Origin of the sequence: uncultured Cedecea sp., assembly GCF_947498825.1 — a bacterium.
Lineage (GTDB): Bacteria > Pseudomonadota > Gammaproteobacteria > Enterobacterales > Enterobacteriaceae > JGM124.
In genome coordinates this window covers 120936-140672 of sequence record NZ_CANMLV010000011.1, presented here as the reverse complement: position 1 = coordinate 140672, position 19737 = coordinate 120936, and the positions used below count along the sequence as shown (strand labels likewise).

Here is a 19737-nt window from a genome sequence, read left to right as displayed (position 1 = left end):
CAGACCCATCTGGCAGGCTTCAGTGGTGTACTGCAGGCAGACGCCTATGCCGGGTTCAACGCGCTCTACCGGGAAGGCGATATAAAGGAAGCCGCCTGCTGGGCTCACGCCCGTCGCAAGATCCACGATGTACATGTTCGCACTCCGTCAGCCCTGACGGAGGAAGCCCTGAAACGGATCGGCGAGTTGTATGCCATCGAGGCGGAAATAAGGGGAATGCCGGCAGAGCAGCGACTTGCCGAACGCCAGCAGAAAGCGAAACCGCGACTGAAATCCCTGGAAGGCTGGCTGCGTGAAAAGATGAAAACCCTCTCAAGACACGCAGAGCTGGCGAAAGCGTTCACGTATGCCCTTAACCAGTGGCCGGCACTGACGTACTATGGAGATGATGGCTGGGCTGAAGCGGATAACAACATCGCTGAAAATGCCCTGCGAATGGTCAGTCTGGGGCGAAAAAACTTCCTGTTCTTCGGTTCAGATCATGGAGGAGAGCGCGGAGCGCTCTTGTACAGCCTTATAGGGACATGCAAACTGAACGGTATAGATCCGGAGCAGTATCTTCGACATGTTCTTGATGTGATAGCTGACTGGCCGATAAACCGGGTCAGTGCACTGCTACCCTGGCGTATCACTCTGCCAGTGGAATAATCCTCTTACGTCAATACGGTTCTCACTGGACGCTTACGAATAAATCACGAAGGTTTCGCTCTAAATACTTTGGGTTCAAAACACTGACACGATGTAAGTACTCAAATTTCCCAAGCATTCGGCTGAACTGCGCTAGGTTACGCTGAGCACGCTCATTGCCATTTTTTTGCTCTAAGTATTTAGAAAACAATGGGAACTGCAAAATATCGTAAAAGATTCCAAGAAATGAGCTATCTGCGTTCTTGGTTAAGTTGATGTGCTCATGGGCTTTTTTCTTACACCAGGCAACTAAGTCTGACTGTTCTGACTTCGGCAGTTCAGTGAGCAAAGGCGCTAAACATTGCTGCTCATAGTAGTTCCATATAGGCAGAGCTTTCCCTTCCTGTGAGCGTTTTTTGCGGTCAGGTAGAACCATGGGGAAAACAAGATGAAGAACCCCGAGCATCAATCGAATTTCTTCTCGTTCGAAGAATAAATTGGCTCTCGGAGAATAGACAGGAATCCCTTTATCTTCGAGCGATTGAGCTAGAGCTCTCACTTTATCGTTCTTCACTGAACGGAATAAGAAAGCCACTTGATTCCAGTCGGTCAGTTGGCCATTGTCTCTCAAATGAGTTAACAACTGGTAAACATCGTCATGCCAATCATCTCCTTCAGGAGTAATGGCACTCACTACCGCTGGCCCATCCGGAAAGTCGCCATCTCGCGCAATTATGTTTTTGGGATAGCGATAGTTAGCTAATGCAGCCGTACGCGTAGACTAGGCTGTGATTAACACTACCCTAAAAAGTTACATCAACTCAGACTTACCATATCTCAAGCAGATTTTGCTTTTTCCAACGGAACAACGTTTTCTACAACTAACGATTGCAGTTTCTGACCCCAAGCCTGTAATACCACTAGCTGCTCTTCAAGGTAATCATGATGATTATACACTCGCAGCATACCTGGTAGCTGGTGGCCAACCGTCTTTTCAATCGCCACAATATCTAACCCCATTTCGCTGCAACGGCTGATAAAGGTGCGGCGCAGATCGTGTGGTGAGAAACGTTCAAAATCATCCGGTAAGTTACGTTTGATTAGCGCACGTACTGCTGCGGGTTCCTGAACCTTATCGGCCAAAAGCTGAGGCCAAACAAGTTTCCATTTGCTTGGCACACTCTCACGCTGCTCTTTAAGAAGTGCCAGCAGGTAATCATTTAATGGCACTTTTCGGCTCTCTTGACTTTTGGTGTGACGATCCTCTGAACTGGCAGGCAACAACCATACCTTTTCTTGCAAATCTACCTCACTCCAGCGCATTTCAAGCACGGCACTAATACGTTGCCCACACCCAAGCAAAAACTGCATAAGACGGACGTTAGAGGGCTCTGTACGCCAGGAAGGCAAACTGGTTAGCAAAGTCTTCAACTCTGAAAAGCTCAAATTGCGTTTGGTGACTTTAGAGCCACCACCGACATCCTTGGATTTCAAATGTGGTGCAGGGTGAGCGCCGAGCATATTCAAAGCCAGCGCATGGTTGATCACCTGATTGATGATTTTGTGGCATGCACCAATCGCACCCGCCTTTCTCTTACCACTCTCATCAACCTTGGCATCAAACACTTTATTAAGATCATGAATTCTCAACTCTTCTAGTTTGATGTGGCCAAGAAATGGTTTGATATCCCGGATGTAGATTGCCCTCGCCTGTTCTCCCCGCAGCTGCTTAGATAAACGCTTTTCATCAAAACTGGCAAAAGCATCGTCAAAGGTTTTCGCTTCCTCTTGCTCGCGCTGTTCACGTGCCAGTTCCTGCTTCGGATTTTTATTGTTTTCCAGCCAGCTACGGTAACGCCCCGCTTCTGTTCGAGCCTGTTCAAGTGTCATCCCCGTTTCTGGTTTCAACTTAACATACCGCCCCATGGTGATTTTTTCGTGTTTTTTGCCGACCTGAAAGCGAAAGATCCAAGTCATTGTGCCTGTCTTGCGAACACGAATATTCAATCCTTCAATTTTCTTATCTGGAATTAGGTATTCTTTGTCTTGTGCTTTCAATGATTGCAACGTGGCATTGGTGCTAATTCGCTTGGTCATGGTTCAAAAACCTCTGCATTTCTGGGTACGGCTCGGGGTACGGGGAAAGACGAGTTTTCATTGTACGGCTAAAGACACCCCTGGAAAATGAATAAGTAAAACACAAATAAAAACAACAAATTAAAAATAAAACCTGGATTTCACAAGACGTTACAAGATTCAGAGTTCGATTTGCCCACCATATGGAATGTGGCGTGCTGCTGACCCGTAAAGAGCCGTAAAGTATCGCTGTCGGACAGCAACATTGAGTTGTCAGAGGGTATCATGTATACCCTCTTTATGAATAACAGAAGCACCAAAATAGCGAATTGATTACATGATACATAGTTGAATCAGCTTTTCAGTAGCGCACTGTATTCAGAAATTCTTTTTTTATGTAACGAAATGGACATTTTTTTATTATTAACCAAAACTAAATTTTTAACGAATCTCTGAATAACATTTTCACTTTTTTTGTTAATAACTTTGACTTTATATTCTGGATGCATTTCCATAAATTTATTAAGACGAGTAATGCTTTGTACATGTTTAAATAAAGAGGGAGGTAAATATTTATCCACTTCATTACAGGAAATAAAGCCTGATACTCCACTGAAATGACCTGCAAGATTATCCTGATGTATTCTTTTGATTTTATCAGATTCAAAGTGAATTTTTTTTGCTAGTGCCAGGCTGAAAATACTACATTCAGAAATGCTTCTTTGAAGATCCATTTCAAACATTACGAAAAAACATTCAGGTATCGGATGACGTTTCAGTGCTAATGTGAGTCTGATAGCGAGTAAATTTGCAGATGAAGATACCTTGTTTGCTGGTTCAAATAATATTAACGATATTTTATTATTAATAATCTTACAATCGATAAGCGCACAATGAATATTATCACTACCCATATTCGTAATGCATCTGAAAGAACGTTTATTTTGCGATATATTTTCCCCTATTAACTCAGCAATATGTTCTGGATCATTTAAAAAATAAAGATGTAAGTTAGGATATTTTCTATTTGCTCTGGATACCATTAATGGCATTATTTCAAGATCCATTTCGGCATATCTTTTTTTACTCCAACTTCCGTCTAAAATATCATTCTCTAAATTTTTAATTGTATTTATTATTTTTAAATCGGTTTTTACGATATCTCTTTTAGATTCAAAAACACCATTCGCATATGCTGTAGTATATATAGAACTTAACATAGCACAACTCTCTTTGTAAGATAACGAAGATAGGTTATATATGAATTATATGATAATTATATCCAAGATATCTTCAGCATGACGAACATATAATCCCCCTCATCGAAAAAGCCACACCTTGAGGAATAATATATCTGACAATGACCTGTAGATAAGAATAATATAGAAACAATACCTAAGTCTGATACCATGAACAAGTCATGAATTATAAACAGCTAAATTCATGAGGGAAAATTGATATTATTTAAATATATTAAATCGCCACTACACTTTTTCCTGGTCGTGCCTGTCATCAAAGAAGAAGTCTGCTATGTTCACAAGAGAAGGAATTGATTGACTCAGCACCAAGTTCAATCCAAAAGTGACTGGTACTATCATAAGAAACTGTGCACCAGAGCGAGAAACAAGGCATCAATATCAGCCATTTCCTGTATAACATCACAAAATCTTATTTTCTTTGATGAAATAATTCTGTCTTAATCCCATATTATAAATCTTATTATGTAGAAAAAAACCGCAGTTGATAGTATCAATCAGCGTTTTTGCCCTTTTACAGCATCATTAATTTCTCGATGGAAATAAATATGAATAGAACGGTTACACAGAGCTTTAAGATAAAAACCCTGATTGCACTGGCACTAGGATGTACTTTGTCATTTCAAAGTATCGCCGACACAACCGTTATAGCACCTCAGGCAAACTATACTGAATACGTTACTCAACGCCAGGCGGTTGACCTGCTCGTCAATGAAGCCTTACAGGCTTTTAAGAACCCGTCGCGCTCTTCTGATGCCGGTTTTACCGCGAAGTTACCTTCAAACCTTGAGATAGTGGCGCAGAAGTTATTGGCCGCACACAAACTGGAACCTTATCGCCAGGACTTACTGTTTAGTGCAGCCAGCGCGTATATCTACAATGGTAATGTTGATAAAGCTCTGGCACTTTATCGCGATATTCTGGCAGATGCCCCGGATGATATTGATGCTCTGATGTATCTTTCAGCATGGAGCCGCTTTGCCGGGCAGAGTAAAGAAAGTGATGATTACCTGAAAACGCTACAACAACTCAACCCGGCAAAAGCCCAGGAGCTGAGCGAATTCTATAAAGTGATCTCCCGTGTCACTACAATGCCGATTACCGATAAACTTTCCAGTGAAGACTTGGCCAAACTGCACGCAGACAAAGGCAGCAATGCCATTGTGACTTTAGGCTATGCGCTGAATCCTGATGGCTCAATGCACGACATCTTGATTAAACGTCTGGAAAAAACGCTCGAGATTGCCAAAGAGTTACCTGACTCACTGATTATTGTGACCGGGGGCGTACCTCAGAATAATAAAACTGAGGGGAATTTAATGGCCGACTGGTTAATACAGCATGGTGTGGATGCCAAACGTATTTATCCGGAAAATTATGCCCGCTCAACGGTTGAAAATGCCTTGTTCAGCCGTTATGCGCTGGCGAAGCACCGTATTAAAAACGCGGTACTGATCAGTTCAGGCAGCCATATTCGCCGCGCTGATGCGATTTTCACGCTCGCAAGCTGGGAAACAGGACCACGAGATATTCATTTCTATGACATTATCGCACTGGATAAACCCCTGTCAGAGCTGCAGCAGGTGAGCCAGAAAGATATTCAGGGTATTTACCGGGATGGCTTGAAAGCACTCGGTTTGTGGAGCTTCCGCAGCTATCCGCTGGAAGAACGCTGATCCGATATCTGAGCAACCTGAAGTTAGCCCTTCAGGTTGCTGTACAGGCTGGCAGGGGCATTATTCATGTCAGTTCGCGATTCTGCCCCTGCACACCGATAATACATTCTACCCTTCCAGCGTTTTGGCCGTCTGCTGCAACAGCGTAAATGAGCAGTAACGCTTTTCATGTTGTTCATGGACGCGTGTATCAGGCATGTAGCGGAGATCAACAGAAGACAACGCCGCCATACCTTCTGGCAGGGTCGCAAATAACCCTCCGGCAACAGCGCCCAGAATAGCACTGCCCAGTAGTACTGGCTCAGCAGAACGGGTAGACAATATCGGTTTTCCACAAGCATCAGCCAGTAGTTGGCGGATCAGTGGATGCTGACCTGCACCACCACTTATCACGATGTTATCAACCGGCGCTCCCGCCTTCTCCTGGACTTCAAGGATCTGACGTAAGCCATAACCGATACCACACACACCCGCGACATAGAACTGGAGCAAGTTCTGGAATGAACTGTCCATACCAAGTCCGGCAATAATCGCCCGGGCATCAGGGTCTGCAAAAGGTGCACGGTTACCCAAAAATTCAGGAACAACATGTATTCCTTCCGCCAGCGTTACCGCCTGAGAAATATCTTCAACTTGCTCAAGCAACAGATCCGCCAGATATACCGGCAGCGGTTTACCAAAACGTTTAGCTTCCGCTTTTGCGTCATGCGCCGCAGGATGCAGGGATAACAAGCGATCGATCGCTGCACCTGCCGCACTTTGCCCGCCTTCACTCAGCCACATGCCGGGCACCATTGCGGAGTAATAAGGCCCCCAGACACCGGGAATAAATACCGGCTCTTCCGTGGTCGTCATCGTGCAGGAAGACGTGCCAAATACATAAGCCATATTTTTGAGAGCCCCATCAACGACTCCCACACTTCCAATACCCCCGGCATGGGCATCAATCATTCCCACCGCGACCGGCGTTCCGGGTAATAGACCAAGCTGGTTGGCCGCCTCTAAAGTGACCCCTTGGCCACAAGCCGTTCCAGGGGACTGCATATTCTGACCGATACGGACATAATGCTCACGCGGAAACTCTTCCAGACCAATAGACTCAAAATAGCTATCATCCCAGCGTTGCTCATGTGCGAGCCAAGTCCATTTACATGTCAGAGTACACACAGAACGGACTAAATCGCCACTCGCGCGCCATGTTAGCCAGTCAGCCAAGTCAAAGAACTGCCATGCTGCGTTAAAGGTTTCGGGTATATTTTCCTTTAACCATAGCAGCTTAGGCGTTTCCATTTCGGGTGAGATTTTGTCCCCGACATAACGTAATACCGGATGTCCCATCTTATTAATGCGACGAGCTTGCTCTGTTGCCCGGTGATCCATCCAGACAATAATATCGCGGCTGACATCACCATCGGCATTCACAGGTAATGGCTGATTATTATGCCCCACTACCACTAAAGAACAGGTCGCATCGAAGCCAATCCCCGCAACGGACTCAGGAGCAGTACCTGACTCAGCCAGGGCTTGTTTCACTGAATCACATATCGCTGTCCAAATCTCTTCCGATGATTGTTCAGCATGGTGTGGCTGAGGTTGATAGAGCGTGATATCTCGTCGCGCCGTGGACAGCATTTCACCGGCCAGATTAAAAACCCCAGCCCGCGCGCTGCCGGTACCTACATCAACCCCGATAACGACCTGATTCTTGTTCATTAATACTCCAGGTTACACATCCACATTGTTGGGTAAAATAACCAAATCCCGAACGGTGACATGAGCAGGACGAGTCAGCATAAACAGTACCGACTCAGCAACTTCGATCGGTTGCATCAGGCTACCGCTAGCCAGTGCTTCGTCCATTTTTTCCTGTGGCCAGTCATCGAGCAGGGCCGTCACCACAGGGCCCGGTAATACCGCCCCTACACGTACGCCATGTTTAAAGACCTGACGACGGGTTGAGTGAACAAAAGCCTGTACCGCAAATTTAGATGCGGTATAAACCGGTTCCCAAATAACCGGAACCACACCCGCAACCGAGCTGGTAAACAAAATATCACCTGATTTCTGCTCAATCAGATGAGGCAGAACAGCGCGTACGGAACGGAACGCAGCGTTAATATTCAGGTTTAATACGCGATCCCAGACATCCGGATCCCCTTCAGCAACCTCACCACCAATATAGGCACCTGCGTTAGCATGGAAAATATCCAGACGACCGGCTAATTCCAGGATACGCGGCAGGATGCTATCAACATCTTCAGGATCCAGCAGGTCAACAACCAGCGGCATCGCATTCGGACCAAGTTCCTTCACCAGCTCTTTTAGTTTGTCCTCTGCGCGGTCAATCAGAACAACTTTAGCACCTGCACCAATCAGCGTTCTGGCACATTCAAGACCAATCCCGGAAGCAGCCCCAGTAATCGCAGCAACTTTATTTGCAATCGAAACACCCATTTAAAACCCCTTTATTATCAATCAAGCCGTGATTAACACAGGCCAGGCAGGCAAGTAAAATACAATAGCAGCTACCGATAAAAAATCACCGCTGATTTTTATTGGCTGCTATACGGGTGTTTAAATTGAGTTTGGGGATTGTGACTCAGATCACCTGAGTCACAATGACTCAGGTGAGATAAGAAATGAATAGCAGAAAGAATCAGCCTTCTTTTATTTCGTCATATTGCTCTGCAAACCCTCTTTTACGTGCACGCATTTTTGCAAAGATCCAAAAAATAAGGGCTACCGATAAAATTGATGGCAGGAAATTAGAACCAATTTCAGGGTGTGCTACACGGATGATAGCGCTATACAGAAGAATACCAAGCACAAACCATGCAACCGCCAGGCTGGGTAAACCTTCCGCCATAGCGCTGTTCTTATAGCGCTGGCTAAGCGTATGTACCGCCAACACTAAGGCAATAAGAGGAAAGATTGAAAAGGATACTTGTGAATCAAACAATGCAGCAAAAGAACCGTTGATCGAGACACCGGTGATTAATGCCAGAACGAGCGTTCCTCTTTCTTGTAACTGTGTCATTTATTCTCCTTTATCCTTCAGGTATTTGAGCAAGTGTTAATCTTTCTTGTTCTCGTCGATACCAGTAATAAGCACCTTTTGAGATAATCCGCAGTTGAAGGACTAATCGTTCTTCAAGCTGACGTCGCTTTTCGATATCAACATCTAAGGCTTCCGCGCCGGCACTAAAAACAATCGTCACCATGGCTTCAGCCTGAGCTTCGGTAAAACTACGCGGCACACGATTTTCGCGCTCCAGATAGTCTGCCAGCTCGGCAATAAAATGCTGAATTTCCCGGGCAACTGCGGCACGAAACGCAGCAGAAGTACCAGAACGTTCACGCAATAACAAACGGAATGCATTGGGGTTATTACCAATATACTCCATAAATGTAGCAACCGAGGTGCGAATAACGCTGCCCCCTTTCGCAATACGCTGGCGAGCCTGACGCATTAGCTGACGTAGCATTAAACCACTTTCATCGACCATGGTTAGCCCCAGTTCATCGACATCGCGAAAATGTCGATAAAACGAGGTTGGGGCAATACCTGCCTCACGGGCGACTTCTCGCAGGCTCAGGCTGGCAAAACTCCTTTCCGCGCTTAACTGACTAAATGCAGCTTCTACCAAAGAACGCCGAGTTCTTTCTTTTTGTTGCGCTCTGACACCCATCATGTTGCCTGAATCCTTCAAACCAAGCCGGAACTATGCTAAAGACTAAAGCTAACCCTTTTACAGCGCAATGTGAATGATTGTTTACACCACAATGAGATGCTAACGTCAGTAAAAGCACAATGATAATTGGGTTATCCAATTGTTGATGTTACAATTATGTTGTTTTTATGTATAAGAACAGGTAAGCATCCACCATGTCTCATTCCTATGATTATGATGTAATCGTGATTGGCTCCGGCCCTGGAGGCGAAGGTGCGGCGATGGGTCTTGTCAAACAAGGCGCCAGAGTAGCCGTAATTGAACGCTACCATTATGTTGGCGGAGGCTGTACCCACTGGGGGACTATTCCTTCCAAAGCACTCCGTCATGCCGTCAGCCGTATTATTGAGTTTAACCAAAATCCGCTGTATAGCGACCACTCTCATCTGCTTCGTTCTTCATTTTCTGACATTCTTAATCACGCCGATAGCGTCATTAACCAACAGACCCGAATGCGTCAGGGCTTTTACGAGCGTAACCACTGCGAAATGTTGCAGGGAGATGCCCGCTTTGTTGATGAACATACCATTGCCCTGGAATATCCTGATGGTTCGGTAGAAACACACACTGCAGAAAAGTTTGTAATTGCCTGTGGATCACGGCCATACCGTCCTCCCGAAGTTGATTTTAGTCATCCGCGAATTTACGACAGCGACTCTATTCTCAGCCTCCAGCATGAGCCACGCCATGTCATTATTTATGGTGCAGGCGTTATCGGCTGTGAATATGCCTCTATTTTCCGGGGAATGAGCGTCAAAGTTGACCTGATCAATACGCGCGACCGTCTTCTGGCATTTCTTGATCAAGAAATGTCTGACTCGCTCTCTTACCATTTCTGGAATAATGGCGTCGTTATTCGCCATAACGAAGAATTTGAAAGCATTGAAGGCGTCGATGATGGCGTGATTGTCTCGCTGAAATCCGGTAAAAAAGTGAAAGCCGACTGCCTGCTGTATGCCAACGGTCGCACCGGAAATACCGACTCATTATCGCTGGATAATATTGGTTTAAAAGCAGATGGACGAGGCTTACTGAAGGTTAACAGTATGTATCAGACTGCGCTGCCGCATATCTATGCTGTTGGTGATGTCATTGGTTATCCAAGTCTAGCTTCTGCTGCCTACGATCAGGGGCGTATTGCTGCACAGGCTATCGTGAAAGGTGAATCAACAGCGCACCTTATCAAAGATATTCCTACCGGAATTTATACCATTCCAGAAATCAGTTCAGTCGGTCAGACAGAGCAACAACTGACAGCAATGAAAGTGCCTTATGAAGTGGGTCGGGCACAATTCAAGCACCTGGCGCGGGCTCAGATTGTTGGTATGAATATCGGCACCCTGAAGATCCTCTTCCATCGTGAAACCAAAGAAATTCTCGGTATTCATTGCTTTGGTGAGCGTGCAGCCGAGATTATCCATATCGGTCAGGCGATTATGGAACAGAAAGGTGGCGGAAATACCATTGAGTACTTCGTTAACACCACCTTTAACTACCCAACTATGGCTGAAGCCTACCGGGTAGCAGCATTAAATGGCTTAAATCGTCTATTTTAATCGTGTGAAATGGCCATTCATCAGTTTCTGGATGGCCTCTCCCAACTGGTCATAGCGATTACGTAGCGGAGAACCTGGGCGGTAGACCAAGCCAACGGTTCTGTGCGGCTCTGGCTTATAACAAGGAATATAAACCACGCCATCCCGAACGCGTTCCTGAGGAACTGACAATGCAGGCAGCAGGGTAATACCGCTTCCGGCAGCCACCATATTACGCAAGGTTTCCAGGCTAGTCGCCCGGAAATGAGTATCTTCATCAGCCCCGACGGCAAAACAGAATCCCAGCGCCTGGTCACGTAAACAGTGCCCGTCTTCCAGCATCAGTAATTTTTCACCCGCCAGATCGGACAATGGCACGCTATCACGGCTAGCCCACGGATGCTCCTGATAAATCGCTAAAGTCATTGGCTCATCAAACAGCGGGACTTCGATAAAAAGTTCACTCTCTTTAACCAGTGCCAGAATAGCACAGTCGAGTTTGCCACTGTCGAGCTGCATCAATAGCTGATGAGTCTGGGCTTCATGTAAGTACAGTTCCAGCTTAGGAAAAGCCTGACGCAACACGGGAATAATTAAAGGGAGTAAATAGGGCCCAACGGTCGGGATCAGACCAATATGCAAGGGACCAGACATGGTATCTCCCTGCTGACTCGCCATCTCTTGCAATACTTTCACTTCACGCAGAACGGTACGTGCTTGATCCACCAGCAGCAAACCAGCCTGAGTAAACAGCACCTTACGGCTGGTACGCTCAAGTAGCATAATGCCCAGTTCGTCTTCCAGTTTACGGATCTGGCCACTCAGTGTCGGCTGGCTGACATGACAGGAATCAGCCGCTCGGCGAAAATGGCAATGTTCAGACAACGCTACCAGATACTCAAGATCCCGAATATTCATTATCCATTGCTCCCCGATGAGATAGTTATTAACTATAGATAGATTAACAATGAATGCTAACAACTATCAATAGCGCAAATAAAGTTCTTACTACTCTAGGATTACTCAGGTTCCCGCTGCCAGACACGTATCCGCAACGTTTGGGCAATAAAGACGCCCAGCAAAGCAACACTGCCCCCAACTACATGATACCATGCAAGCCGCTCATGCAGCAGGGTAATTGCCAGTTCGGCAGTAATAACGGGCAGGGCATTCATAAAGATACTGCAACGATTCGGCCCCAGATGCTCAATTCCTTTAATCCACAGGCAAGGCAGAACGATTGAAGCCATAATGCCGGCATAGAAAATCAGTGGAAGCGTATCGATATTTAACGACGCCTGCCCGGCCGGAACAGTCAGCCACAATGGAAACATAAAGATCATAGCAGATAATGCCTGAAGATAAGTAGATTGCCAGGCAGGCAACCCAATCTGCCATTTACGCAGCAGTACACTATAGAAAGCATAACTCAGGGCGGCTATCAACATCAGCAGGTCACCAATCCTATAGTGTCCCTTAAACAGATCTACGGGCGAGCCTCCACTGATTAAAAATGCGGTCCCCCATAACGCTATTGCACCTCCGAGGATCATGCCTGGTGTAGGAAACTCTCGTAATACCAGTGAACTGACTAACATCGTCAATAACGGTGTCAGGGCGGTAATAATCGCCATATTGGTTGCCGTTGAGGTGTCGGCGGCCCAGTACGATAAGCACTGATAGAAAGCCATACTCAGGAAACCTAAAAACATTAACTTAGGCCAGTGACGTTTTACCTGCGCACGGTTTCGCCAGGTCGGTATTGCCAGAAAAAAACTCATCAAAAACACCGCTAATACGGGGCGATAAAACGTAATAGCCAGCGGGGAAATCACGCCCGATGCCATTTTTGATACAATCACATTACCTGCCCACAGGGCTATAGCGCTTAAAGGGAATAACCAATATCTCATTTCAATCCTCAGCTGGTCGGCAAAGCATTCATAATGAAAGAGATAGCGTTAGCCGTATTAAGACAGAATGACAATTCTTATCTCAAAAGAGACAACTTATGGTAGAGGCTGGGGTACATCTGGCGAGCGAAACAGCCCGCCGCCCGATCAATGGCTTGGCGGTCGAGTATCCGCCTGGCTATGTGATTACTGCGCACCAGCATACTCGTTCGCAATTTTTATATGCGACACGTGGAGTCATGGTGATTGAAACCCATCGTGGCCGCTGGGTAGTGCCGCCGACCCGTGGAGTCTGGTTACAGGCCAATATGGAGCATACTGTGCGTATGCGCGGATCAGTCAGTATGCGGACCTTATTTGTGAATGCAGATGCCGCACCAGGCTTGCCTGAGCAAGACTGTGTTATCAATGTCTCACCACTGCTACGTGAGCTGATCCTCGAAGCCTCAACGATTCCTCTCGACTACAGGGTGGATAGCCGTGACGGGCGTCTGATGCGCCTGCTGTTGGATGAGTTCCAAACTCTGCCAGTCCTGCCCTTTTATTTGCCCTGGCCTGAAGATCAACGGCTGGTTCAGGTATGTAACCAGATAGCAAAACATCCCGACGAATCCATCACCGCGGAAGTGTGGGCTGCTCGTCTGGCAATGAGTAAGAAAACCTTTTATCGTAAGTTTAAAACTCACACTGGGATCACTTTTGGCCAGTGGCGACAGCTGGCACGTCTGTTGTTATCGCTGGAGAGTCTGGCGGAAGGAAAACCTATTGTGCAGGTCGCACTGGAACATGGCTATAACAGCCAGAGTGCTTTTACCGTCATGTTTAAACGTTACTTTGGTATGCCGCCTTCGGCTTTCTATCTTGAACAATAAAAGCAGAAGGAAAAACCCCGTTTTTCCTTCTTTGTCGGCAATTTAATGCGGGCAATGCCCGCATTAAATGAGTCTGCATCAGACCAGTCGTTGTTTAGCGTCAGCGATGGCTTTCGCCACTTGCACCGGAGACACGCCGCCTTTAGCGGCACGCTTATCAAGGCAAGATTGCAATGACAGCATCGCATAGACATCTTCGCCAATCACAGTACTGAACTTCTGCAAGTCCTCAAGAGATAAAGCTTCCAGCGCTTTGCCTTGTTTAATCGCTTCTACCACAGCCTCACCAACAATATGGTGTGCTTCACGGAACGGGACGCCTTTCGCGACCAGGTAATCAGCTAATTCAGTTGAGTTGGCATAGCCTTGCTCTGCCGCTTCACGGCAGCGAGGACGTTTAACCTGAATACCGTCCAGTACCAGGGTCGACATATGCAGGCAGTCAAGCCAAGTATCCAGCGCGTCAAACAGTCCTTCTTTATCTTCCTGCATATCCTTGTTGTAGGCCAGAGGAAGACCTTTCAGGGTCATCATCATGCCGGTCAGAGCGCCTTGCACACGGCCTGTTTTACCGCGGATCAGCTCCAGTGCATCCGGGTTTTTCTTCTGTGGCATCAGAGAAGAACCTGAGGTCACACGATCGGAAAGCTCAACAAAAGCCGCCTCACCACTGTTGAAGAAAATTAAGTCTTCAGCAAAGCGTGACAGATGCACCATACCAATCGATGCATTTGATAGCAGCTCAAGGACATGGTCACGGTCAGAAACACTGTCCAGACTATTACGGGTTGCAGAGGCAAAGCCCAGCCATCCGGCCAGTTGCTCACGATCGATTTCATAGGCTGTACCGGCCAACGCACCGCAGCCTAACGGACTGACATCAAGACGAGTCAGGGTGTCTTGCAGGCGACTTTCATCACGCGCCAGCATTTCCACATAGGCCAGACACCAGTGAGCAAAAGTCACCGGCTGGGCACGCTGTAAGTGGGTATAACCTGGCATCACCGCATCCTGATTGGCTTCTGCGGTCTCAACCAAAGCCTGTTGCAGATGACGGGTTGCAGTCAGTAGCTCGCTTATTTGTAATTTGCACCACAACTTCAGATCTGTCGCAACCTGGTCATTGCGGCTGCGTCCGGTATGCAGTTTTTTACCTAAGGCTCCGACCTTTTCGATCAGTTTGCCTTCAACCCAGCTATGAATATCTTCTGCATCACTGGTGCGAATCGCTTCAGGGTCAGCCTGAACTTCGGTCAGTAATGTCTCCAGTGCTTCTTCAAGCTGCTGCTGTTCAGCGCTTGTAAGCACACCTACAGTCACTAATGCTTTGGACCAGGCAACAGAACCGACAATATCTTGCTCTGCCAGACGATAGTCAAAGCGCAAAGAATCATTGAACTGTTTAAACCGCTGATCGGCTGCCTGTGTAAAACGTCCACCCCAAAGTGCCATAGTCATGCTCCGTATTCATTTTTATTGTGACTTTTAAAGCGGGGAGCAACTCATGCTCCCCCATTTCAACTATTACTTATTTTTCAGTTCGTTCAATGCACGGATACGTGAAGAGAGTGAGAACAGACGGATAAAGCCGCCCGCATGGCTGTGATCGTAAACTTCATCTTCGCCAAAGGTCGCGAACTCTTCGCTATACAGGCTGTTTGGCGATTTCTTCTGAATCGCAGTCACCTGACCTTTGTAAAGCTGCAGAACCACTTCACCGTTCACTTCTTCAGCCAGAGACTCAGCGGCTGCCTGCAGAGATTTACGCAGTGGAGCAAACCAGCGGCCATCGTAAACCACATAAGACATTTCCAGACCCAACTGCTCACGCCATTTGAACGAGTCACGATCCAGAACCAGCTGCTCAACACCACGCAGTGCCGCCATGATAATGGTGCCTCCCGGCGTTTCATAGCAACCACGAGACTTAATACCGACCAGGCGGTTTTCAACGATATCAATACGGCCGATACCGTGTTTAGCACCGATAGCATTCAGTGTTTCCAGACATTTGAATGGGCTCATTGCTTCGCCATTAACGGCAACCACTTTGCCCTGCTTCACAGAAACAGTCACTTGCTCTGCCTGGTCTGGTGCTTCTTGCGGGTCTACAGTCCAAACCCAGCAATCTTTGTTCGGTGCATTCCACGGGCTTTCCAGCACGCCGCCTTCAGTAGAGATATGCCACGCATTCTCATCACGGCTGTAGATTTTTTCCAGTGAAGCGGTGGTCGGGATATCACGCTCTTTCAGATAATCCAGCAGGGCTTCACGAGAACGCAGATCCCACTCACGCCACGGCGCAACGACTTTCAGATGTGGAGCCAGTGCTGCCCAGGTAGACTCAAAACGAACCTGGTCATTTCCTTTACCGGTTGCACCGTGGCACAGCGCATCTGCGCCTACTTTATTAGCCACATCAACCAGTGCTTTAGCAATCAATGGACGTGCCATTGAAGTTCCCAGCAGGTAGCTGCCTTCATACAGCGCACCGGTCTGCAGTACCGGATAAACATAATCACTGATGAACTCTTCACGGGCATCGACGACATAGCATTCGCTGGCACCTGAACGCAGTGCTTTCTGCTCAACGCCTTTCAGGTCTTCACGATCCTGGCCGATATCCACTACACAAGCGACCACTTCACAATCGCCATAATTTTCTTTCAGCCATGGAATGATCGCCGAAGTATCAAGACCGCCTGAATACGCGAGAACAATTTTTTTGATGCCGTGATTTTGCATTGTTTTTTCCTTGTTAAATCTTTTCTTTGTCTATGCCAGAATCCGGGTGCCAATGGCTACGCCGTTGAATAAAGCAGGGAGTTGTTCTGCGTGACGCCAAGATGCAATATCCACAGGACGTTGCAAAGTACGCGCAGCATCAAGTGCCGCGTTTACTTTGACTATCATACCGTCAGTAATAATACCCTGTTGAATAAGTTGTTCAGCTTTTTCTGCCGTCATCTCCGCGATACGCTGCCCTTTACCATCCAGAATGCCGCTAACATCTGACAATAAAATTAAGTCAGCTCCCAGGGTTGCAGCTAAGGCTGTCGCCGCCTGATCAGCATTCACATTCATTAATTCGCCTTCGGCGGTCACACCTATTGAACTGATAATAGGCAGGAAATTGCTCGCCAGCAGAGCCTGAATCAGCTTCGGTGAGCCCGGACTCGCCAGACCAACATGGCCTAAGGATTCATCCAGTTGAGTGACATTCACACTGTCACCATCCCCCAGGCATAAACCGACACCGTTAAGACTATATTTTTTCGCCCAGGCGAGTAGCGTTTTATTCGCTGTACCCGCCAGTGCGCCGGTAATGATATCAATTTGATCCGCAGGTGTTACACGCAGACCATTTTTTTTCTCAACCGGTAACGCCAGTTTTTTCATCAGCTCATCGACCAGGCAACCACCACCGTGAACGATGACCAGCGGCCGTTGATGGGACTGACGATAAGTCATCAAGGCAGTGAAAAGACGATCTAACGCCTCTTCGCTATCCAGTAACACGCCACCCAGCTTGATAATTAAAGGATTCATCATTTTATCCAACTGACGGTTAAATAAGAGATTGTGTTTCAGCAAAGCCAAAACGAATATTTAAACATTGTACTGCCTGCGATGCGGCACCTTTTAACAGGTTATCCTCAGTCGCGACGATAATGACATGCTCATCCTGAACAGCAAAACCAATATCGCAGAAAGGTAAACCAACCACATTTTTCAGCGCCGGAACCCCTTTGTCATACAAACGTACTAAAGGCTTGCCATCATAGGCTTGTTTAAATGTCTCAGCGACCTGCTCACCCGTGACGCCAGGTTTCAGACGTGCAGTAATGGTTGCCAGAATACCACGCGGGAAATTACCCAAATGCGGGGTAAAAATAACCGGTGTACCTAAATGGGTAGCAATCTCAGGGTGATGACGGTGATTGAAAACGCCGTAAGGCTGTAAGCTCACTTCACAGAAACTGTTAGATATTGCTGCTTTACGCCCGGCACCACTGACACCGCTGGTGGCATTAATGACAGGCCACTGGGTGAGATCCAACAAGTCAGCGTTAATCAGTGGCTTCAGCGCTAGCTGGGATGCAGTCGGGTAACAACCCGGAACGGCAATTAATCGGGCCGTTTTAATCTCATCATGCTGCCACTCAGCCAGGCCATATACCGCCTGTTCCAGCAATTCGCTGTGCTGGTGCGTAAAACCATAGTAACGCTGATAGAAATCACCATCGTTCACGCGGAAGGCACCAGAAAGATCGATAACCGTACAGCCAGCAGCTAAAAACTGTGGAGCCAGGTCATGACTGACTTCATGTGCAGTTGCCAGAAACACAACATCAACATTGCTGAATTCACTGATGTCCGACATCGCCTGCAGCGGCATATCAACAATGCCTTTCAGTTGCGGATGCAAATCAGATATGCGTTTTCCTGCATCTGAACTTTGCGCTGATACCGTTAAAGCGGTTATGTTGATATCAGGATGGCGATTCAAATAAGTGACGAGTTCTACGCCTGCATAACCACTTGCGCCAACAATCAGTGTATTCAACATCTGGGCTGTTCACCTTCTTCGTTCGTCTGTTTAAGGTGTCAGCCTGAAGCTTTCACCCACGTCTGCATGCGTGGTGGTAGTCACCGGAACAATTAATGGTTCCTTTACGCTCAATGCTAATGTATTTTTATTCATAATTAGTGCATGAATATTGATACTATCCTAACCTAAGGGCTGTCAACAGTGAAGATGAAATTACCCCCTTTTATCGAGATTTACCGCGCTTTGATCGCAACCCCATCTATCAGCGCAACCGACAGCGCACTCGATCAGAGTAATGAGTCTTTAATCAATTTACTGGCGGGCTGGTTTCGTGACCTGAATTTTCATGTCGAAATACAGCCTGTCCCAGGAACAAACAATAAATTCAATATGTTAGCCAGCACAGGTCAAGGTGCCGGTGGTCTGCTGCTGACAGGCCATACCGATACCGTACCCTTTGATGATGGACGCTGGACGCGCGACCCTTTCACCTTAACCGAACATGACAATAAGCTCTATGGTCTGGGTACCGCCGATATGAAAGGCTTCTTCGCCTTTATTCTTGATGCATTGCGTGACGTTGATGTGACTCAGCTTAAAAAGCCGCTCTATATCCTCGCCACCGCCGATGAAGAAACCTCCATGGCCGGGGCACGCTACTTCTCTGAAAATACTCAGATACGCCCTGACTGCGCCATTATCGGTGAGCCAACCTCCCTGCAACCGGTTCGCGCTCACAAAGGACACATCTCTAATGCGATTCGTATTCTGGGTCAGTCAGGCCACTCCAGCGATCCGGCCCGAGGCGTGAATGCTATCGAACTGATGCATGAAGCGATCACCCAGATTATGGGGCTCAGAGATAGCTTTAAAGAACGTTACCACTATGCAGCCTTTGCAGTGCCCTACCCGACGCTTAACCTCGGCCATATCAACGGCGGTGATGCTGCTAACCGTATCTGTGCTTGCTGTGAACTGCATATGGATATTCGCCCATTACCGGGCATGTCGCTGAATAATCTGGAAGAGTTGCTGGTTGAAGCCTTGGAGCCAGTCAGTCAGCGCTATCCTGGCCGCCTGACAATTTCAGAGCTGCACCCACCGATCCCCGGCTATGAATGTCCGCAAGATAGTCAGCTAGTGCAAGTGATTGAAAAACTCCTCGGGACAGAGACTGAGGTGGTCAATTATTGTACTGAGGCGCCTTTTATTCAGACCCTTTGCCCAACCCTGGTGTTAGGCCCGGGTTCGATTAATCAGGCGCATCAGCCCGATGAATACCTTGAAACACGCTTTATTAAGCCAACACGCGAATTAATTTCTCAAGTTGTGCACCATTTTTGTTGGCATGCATAAATAGGGCAAAAAGGAGGATTACCCTCCTTTTTATTCTGGTTTTAGGGCTATTTTAATAAGAATTGCTTATACACTTACTCCGTAATTAAATTTCATGTATTAAAGCCATTTTTTCGTTTGCTGAAACGATTTCGTAGTAATTG

Annotated in this window: 18 protein-coding genes; 5 read left to right on the top strand and 13 right to left on the bottom strand. The window is 47.0% G+C overall.

Annotated features, from left to right (window positions below; all coding sequences use genetic code 11):
• Positions 1-648 (top strand): IS66 family transposase (locus Q1A40_RS13470; protein ID WP_300000884.1); only part of this gene is annotated, 648 nt, incomplete at its 5' end.
• 22 nt (positions 649-670) lie between these two features.
• On the opposite strand, the gene Q1A40_RS13465 is transcribed toward Q1A40_RS13470, so the two are convergent.
• The 3 genes from Q1A40_RS13465 to Q1A40_RS13455 all read right to left on the bottom strand — a co-directional run bounded on the left by Q1A40_RS13465 (position 671) and on the right by Q1A40_RS13455 (position 3923).
• Positions 671-1321 carry a hypothetical protein gene (locus tag Q1A40_RS13465; protein WP_300000882.1) on the bottom strand — a complete coding sequence of 217 codons (651 nt, stop codon included), beginning with the start codon at positions 1319-1321 and terminating at the stop codon, positions 671-673.
• 143 nt (positions 1322-1464) lie between these two features.
• The gene (locus tag Q1A40_RS13460) at positions 1465-2724 is read right to left on the bottom strand and encodes a site-specific integrase (RefSeq protein WP_300000881.1); all 1260 of its coding nucleotides are present in this window, start codon (positions 2722-2724) and stop codon (positions 1465-1467) included.
• A gap of 332 nt (positions 2725-3056) precedes the next feature.
• The gene (locus Q1A40_RS13455; RefSeq protein ID WP_300000879.1) at positions 3057-3923 is read right to left on the bottom strand and encodes a YopJ/AvrA family T3SS effector serine/threonine acetyltransferase; all 867 of its coding nucleotides are present in this window, start codon (positions 3921-3923) and stop codon (positions 3057-3059) included.
• Between the two features lie 584 nt (positions 3924-4507).
• Between Q1A40_RS13455 and Q1A40_RS13450 the strand changes: the two genes are divergently transcribed.
• Complete coding sequence (locus Q1A40_RS13450; protein WP_300000877.1) at positions 4508-5635, top strand: YdcF family protein; 1128 nt, start codon at positions 4508-4510, stop codon at positions 5633-5635.
• Positions 5636-5743: 108 nt separating this feature from the next.
• On the opposite strand, the gene Q1A40_RS13445 is transcribed toward Q1A40_RS13450, so the two are convergent.
• From Q1A40_RS13445 to fabR, 4 genes are all read right to left on the bottom strand, one after another.
• On the bottom strand, positions 5744-7348 hold the full coding sequence (locus tag Q1A40_RS13445; protein ID WP_300000875.1) for an FGGY-family carbohydrate kinase: 1605 nt from the start codon (positions 7346-7348) through the stop codon (positions 5744-5746).
• Positions 7349-7360: 12 nt separating this feature from the next.
• Entirely contained in the window at positions 7361-8089 is a 729-nt protein-coding gene (locus Q1A40_RS13440; RefSeq protein WP_300000874.1) for an SDR family oxidoreductase, read from the bottom strand.
• Positions 8090-8291: 202 nt separating this feature from the next.
• Positions 8292-8672, bottom strand: coding sequence for a YijD family membrane protein (locus tag Q1A40_RS13435; protein WP_300000873.1), 381 nt, complete (start codon positions 8670-8672; stop codon positions 8292-8294).
• Between the two features lie 10 nt (positions 8673-8682).
• Positions 8683-9324, bottom strand: a complete 642-nt coding sequence (fabR, locus tag Q1A40_RS13430; protein WP_300000898.1) for an HTH-type transcriptional repressor FabR — start codon at positions 9322-9324, stop codon at positions 8683-8685.
• Positions 9325-9521: 197 nt separating this feature from the next.
• Between fabR and sthA the strand changes: the two genes are divergently transcribed.
• Positions 9522-10922, top strand: a complete 1401-nt coding sequence (sthA, locus tag Q1A40_RS13425; RefSeq protein WP_300000871.1) for a Si-specific NAD(P)(+) transhydrogenase — start codon at positions 9522-9524, stop codon at positions 10920-10922.
• Here the strand turns inward: sthA and oxyR are convergent.
• Both oxyR and Q1A40_RS13415 read right to left on the bottom strand, forming a co-directional pair.
• Entirely contained in the window at positions 10914-11819 is a 906-nt protein-coding gene (gene oxyR / locus Q1A40_RS13420; protein ID WP_300000869.1) for a DNA-binding transcriptional regulator OxyR, read from the bottom strand. The genes sthA and oxyR overlap by 9 nt on opposite strands.
• A gap of 101 nt (positions 11820-11920) precedes the next feature.
• Entirely contained in the window at positions 11921-12814 is an 894-nt protein-coding gene (locus Q1A40_RS13415) for a DMT family transporter (protein ID WP_300000867.1), read from the bottom strand.
• A 98-nt stretch (positions 12815-12912) separates the two neighbouring features.
• Here Q1A40_RS13415 and Q1A40_RS13410 point away from each other — a divergent pair, with 98 nt between their 5' ends.
• Positions 12913-13686 carry a helix-turn-helix transcriptional regulator gene (locus Q1A40_RS13410; RefSeq protein WP_300000865.1) on the top strand — a complete coding sequence of 258 codons (774 nt, stop codon included), beginning with the start codon at positions 12913-12915 and terminating at the stop codon, positions 13684-13686.
• A 78-nt stretch (positions 13687-13764) separates the two neighbouring features.
• Here the strand turns inward: Q1A40_RS13410 and argH are convergent, their stop codons facing one another.
• From argH to argC, 4 genes are all read right to left on the bottom strand, one after another.
• Positions 13765-15138 (bottom strand): argininosuccinate lyase, encoded by a 1374-nt coding sequence (gene argH / locus Q1A40_RS13405; RefSeq protein WP_300000863.1) that lies wholly within the window; start codon positions 15136-15138, stop codon positions 13765-13767.
• Positions 15139-15210: 72 nt separating this feature from the next.
• Complete coding sequence (locus Q1A40_RS13400; protein WP_300000861.1) at positions 15211-16431, bottom strand: argininosuccinate synthase; 1221 nt, start codon at positions 16429-16431, stop codon at positions 15211-15213.
• A 30-nt stretch (positions 16432-16461) separates the two neighbouring features.
• On the bottom strand, positions 16462-17238 hold the full coding sequence (gene argB, locus Q1A40_RS13395) for an acetylglutamate kinase (protein WP_300000859.1): 777 nt from the start codon (positions 17236-17238) through the stop codon (positions 16462-16464).
• A 16-nt stretch (positions 17239-17254) separates the two neighbouring features.
• Entirely contained in the window at positions 17255-18256 is a 1002-nt protein-coding gene (gene argC, locus Q1A40_RS13390; protein ID WP_300000857.1) for an N-acetyl-gamma-glutamyl-phosphate reductase, read from the bottom strand.
• A 183-nt stretch (positions 18257-18439) separates the two neighbouring features.
• Between argC and argE the strand changes: the two genes are divergently transcribed.
• Positions 18440-19594 carry an acetylornithine deacetylase gene (gene argE / locus Q1A40_RS13385; protein WP_300000855.1) on the top strand — a complete coding sequence of 385 codons (1155 nt, stop codon included), beginning with the start codon at positions 18440-18442 and terminating at the stop codon, positions 19592-19594.
• The last annotated feature ends 143 nt before the right edge of the window (positions 19595-19737 follow it).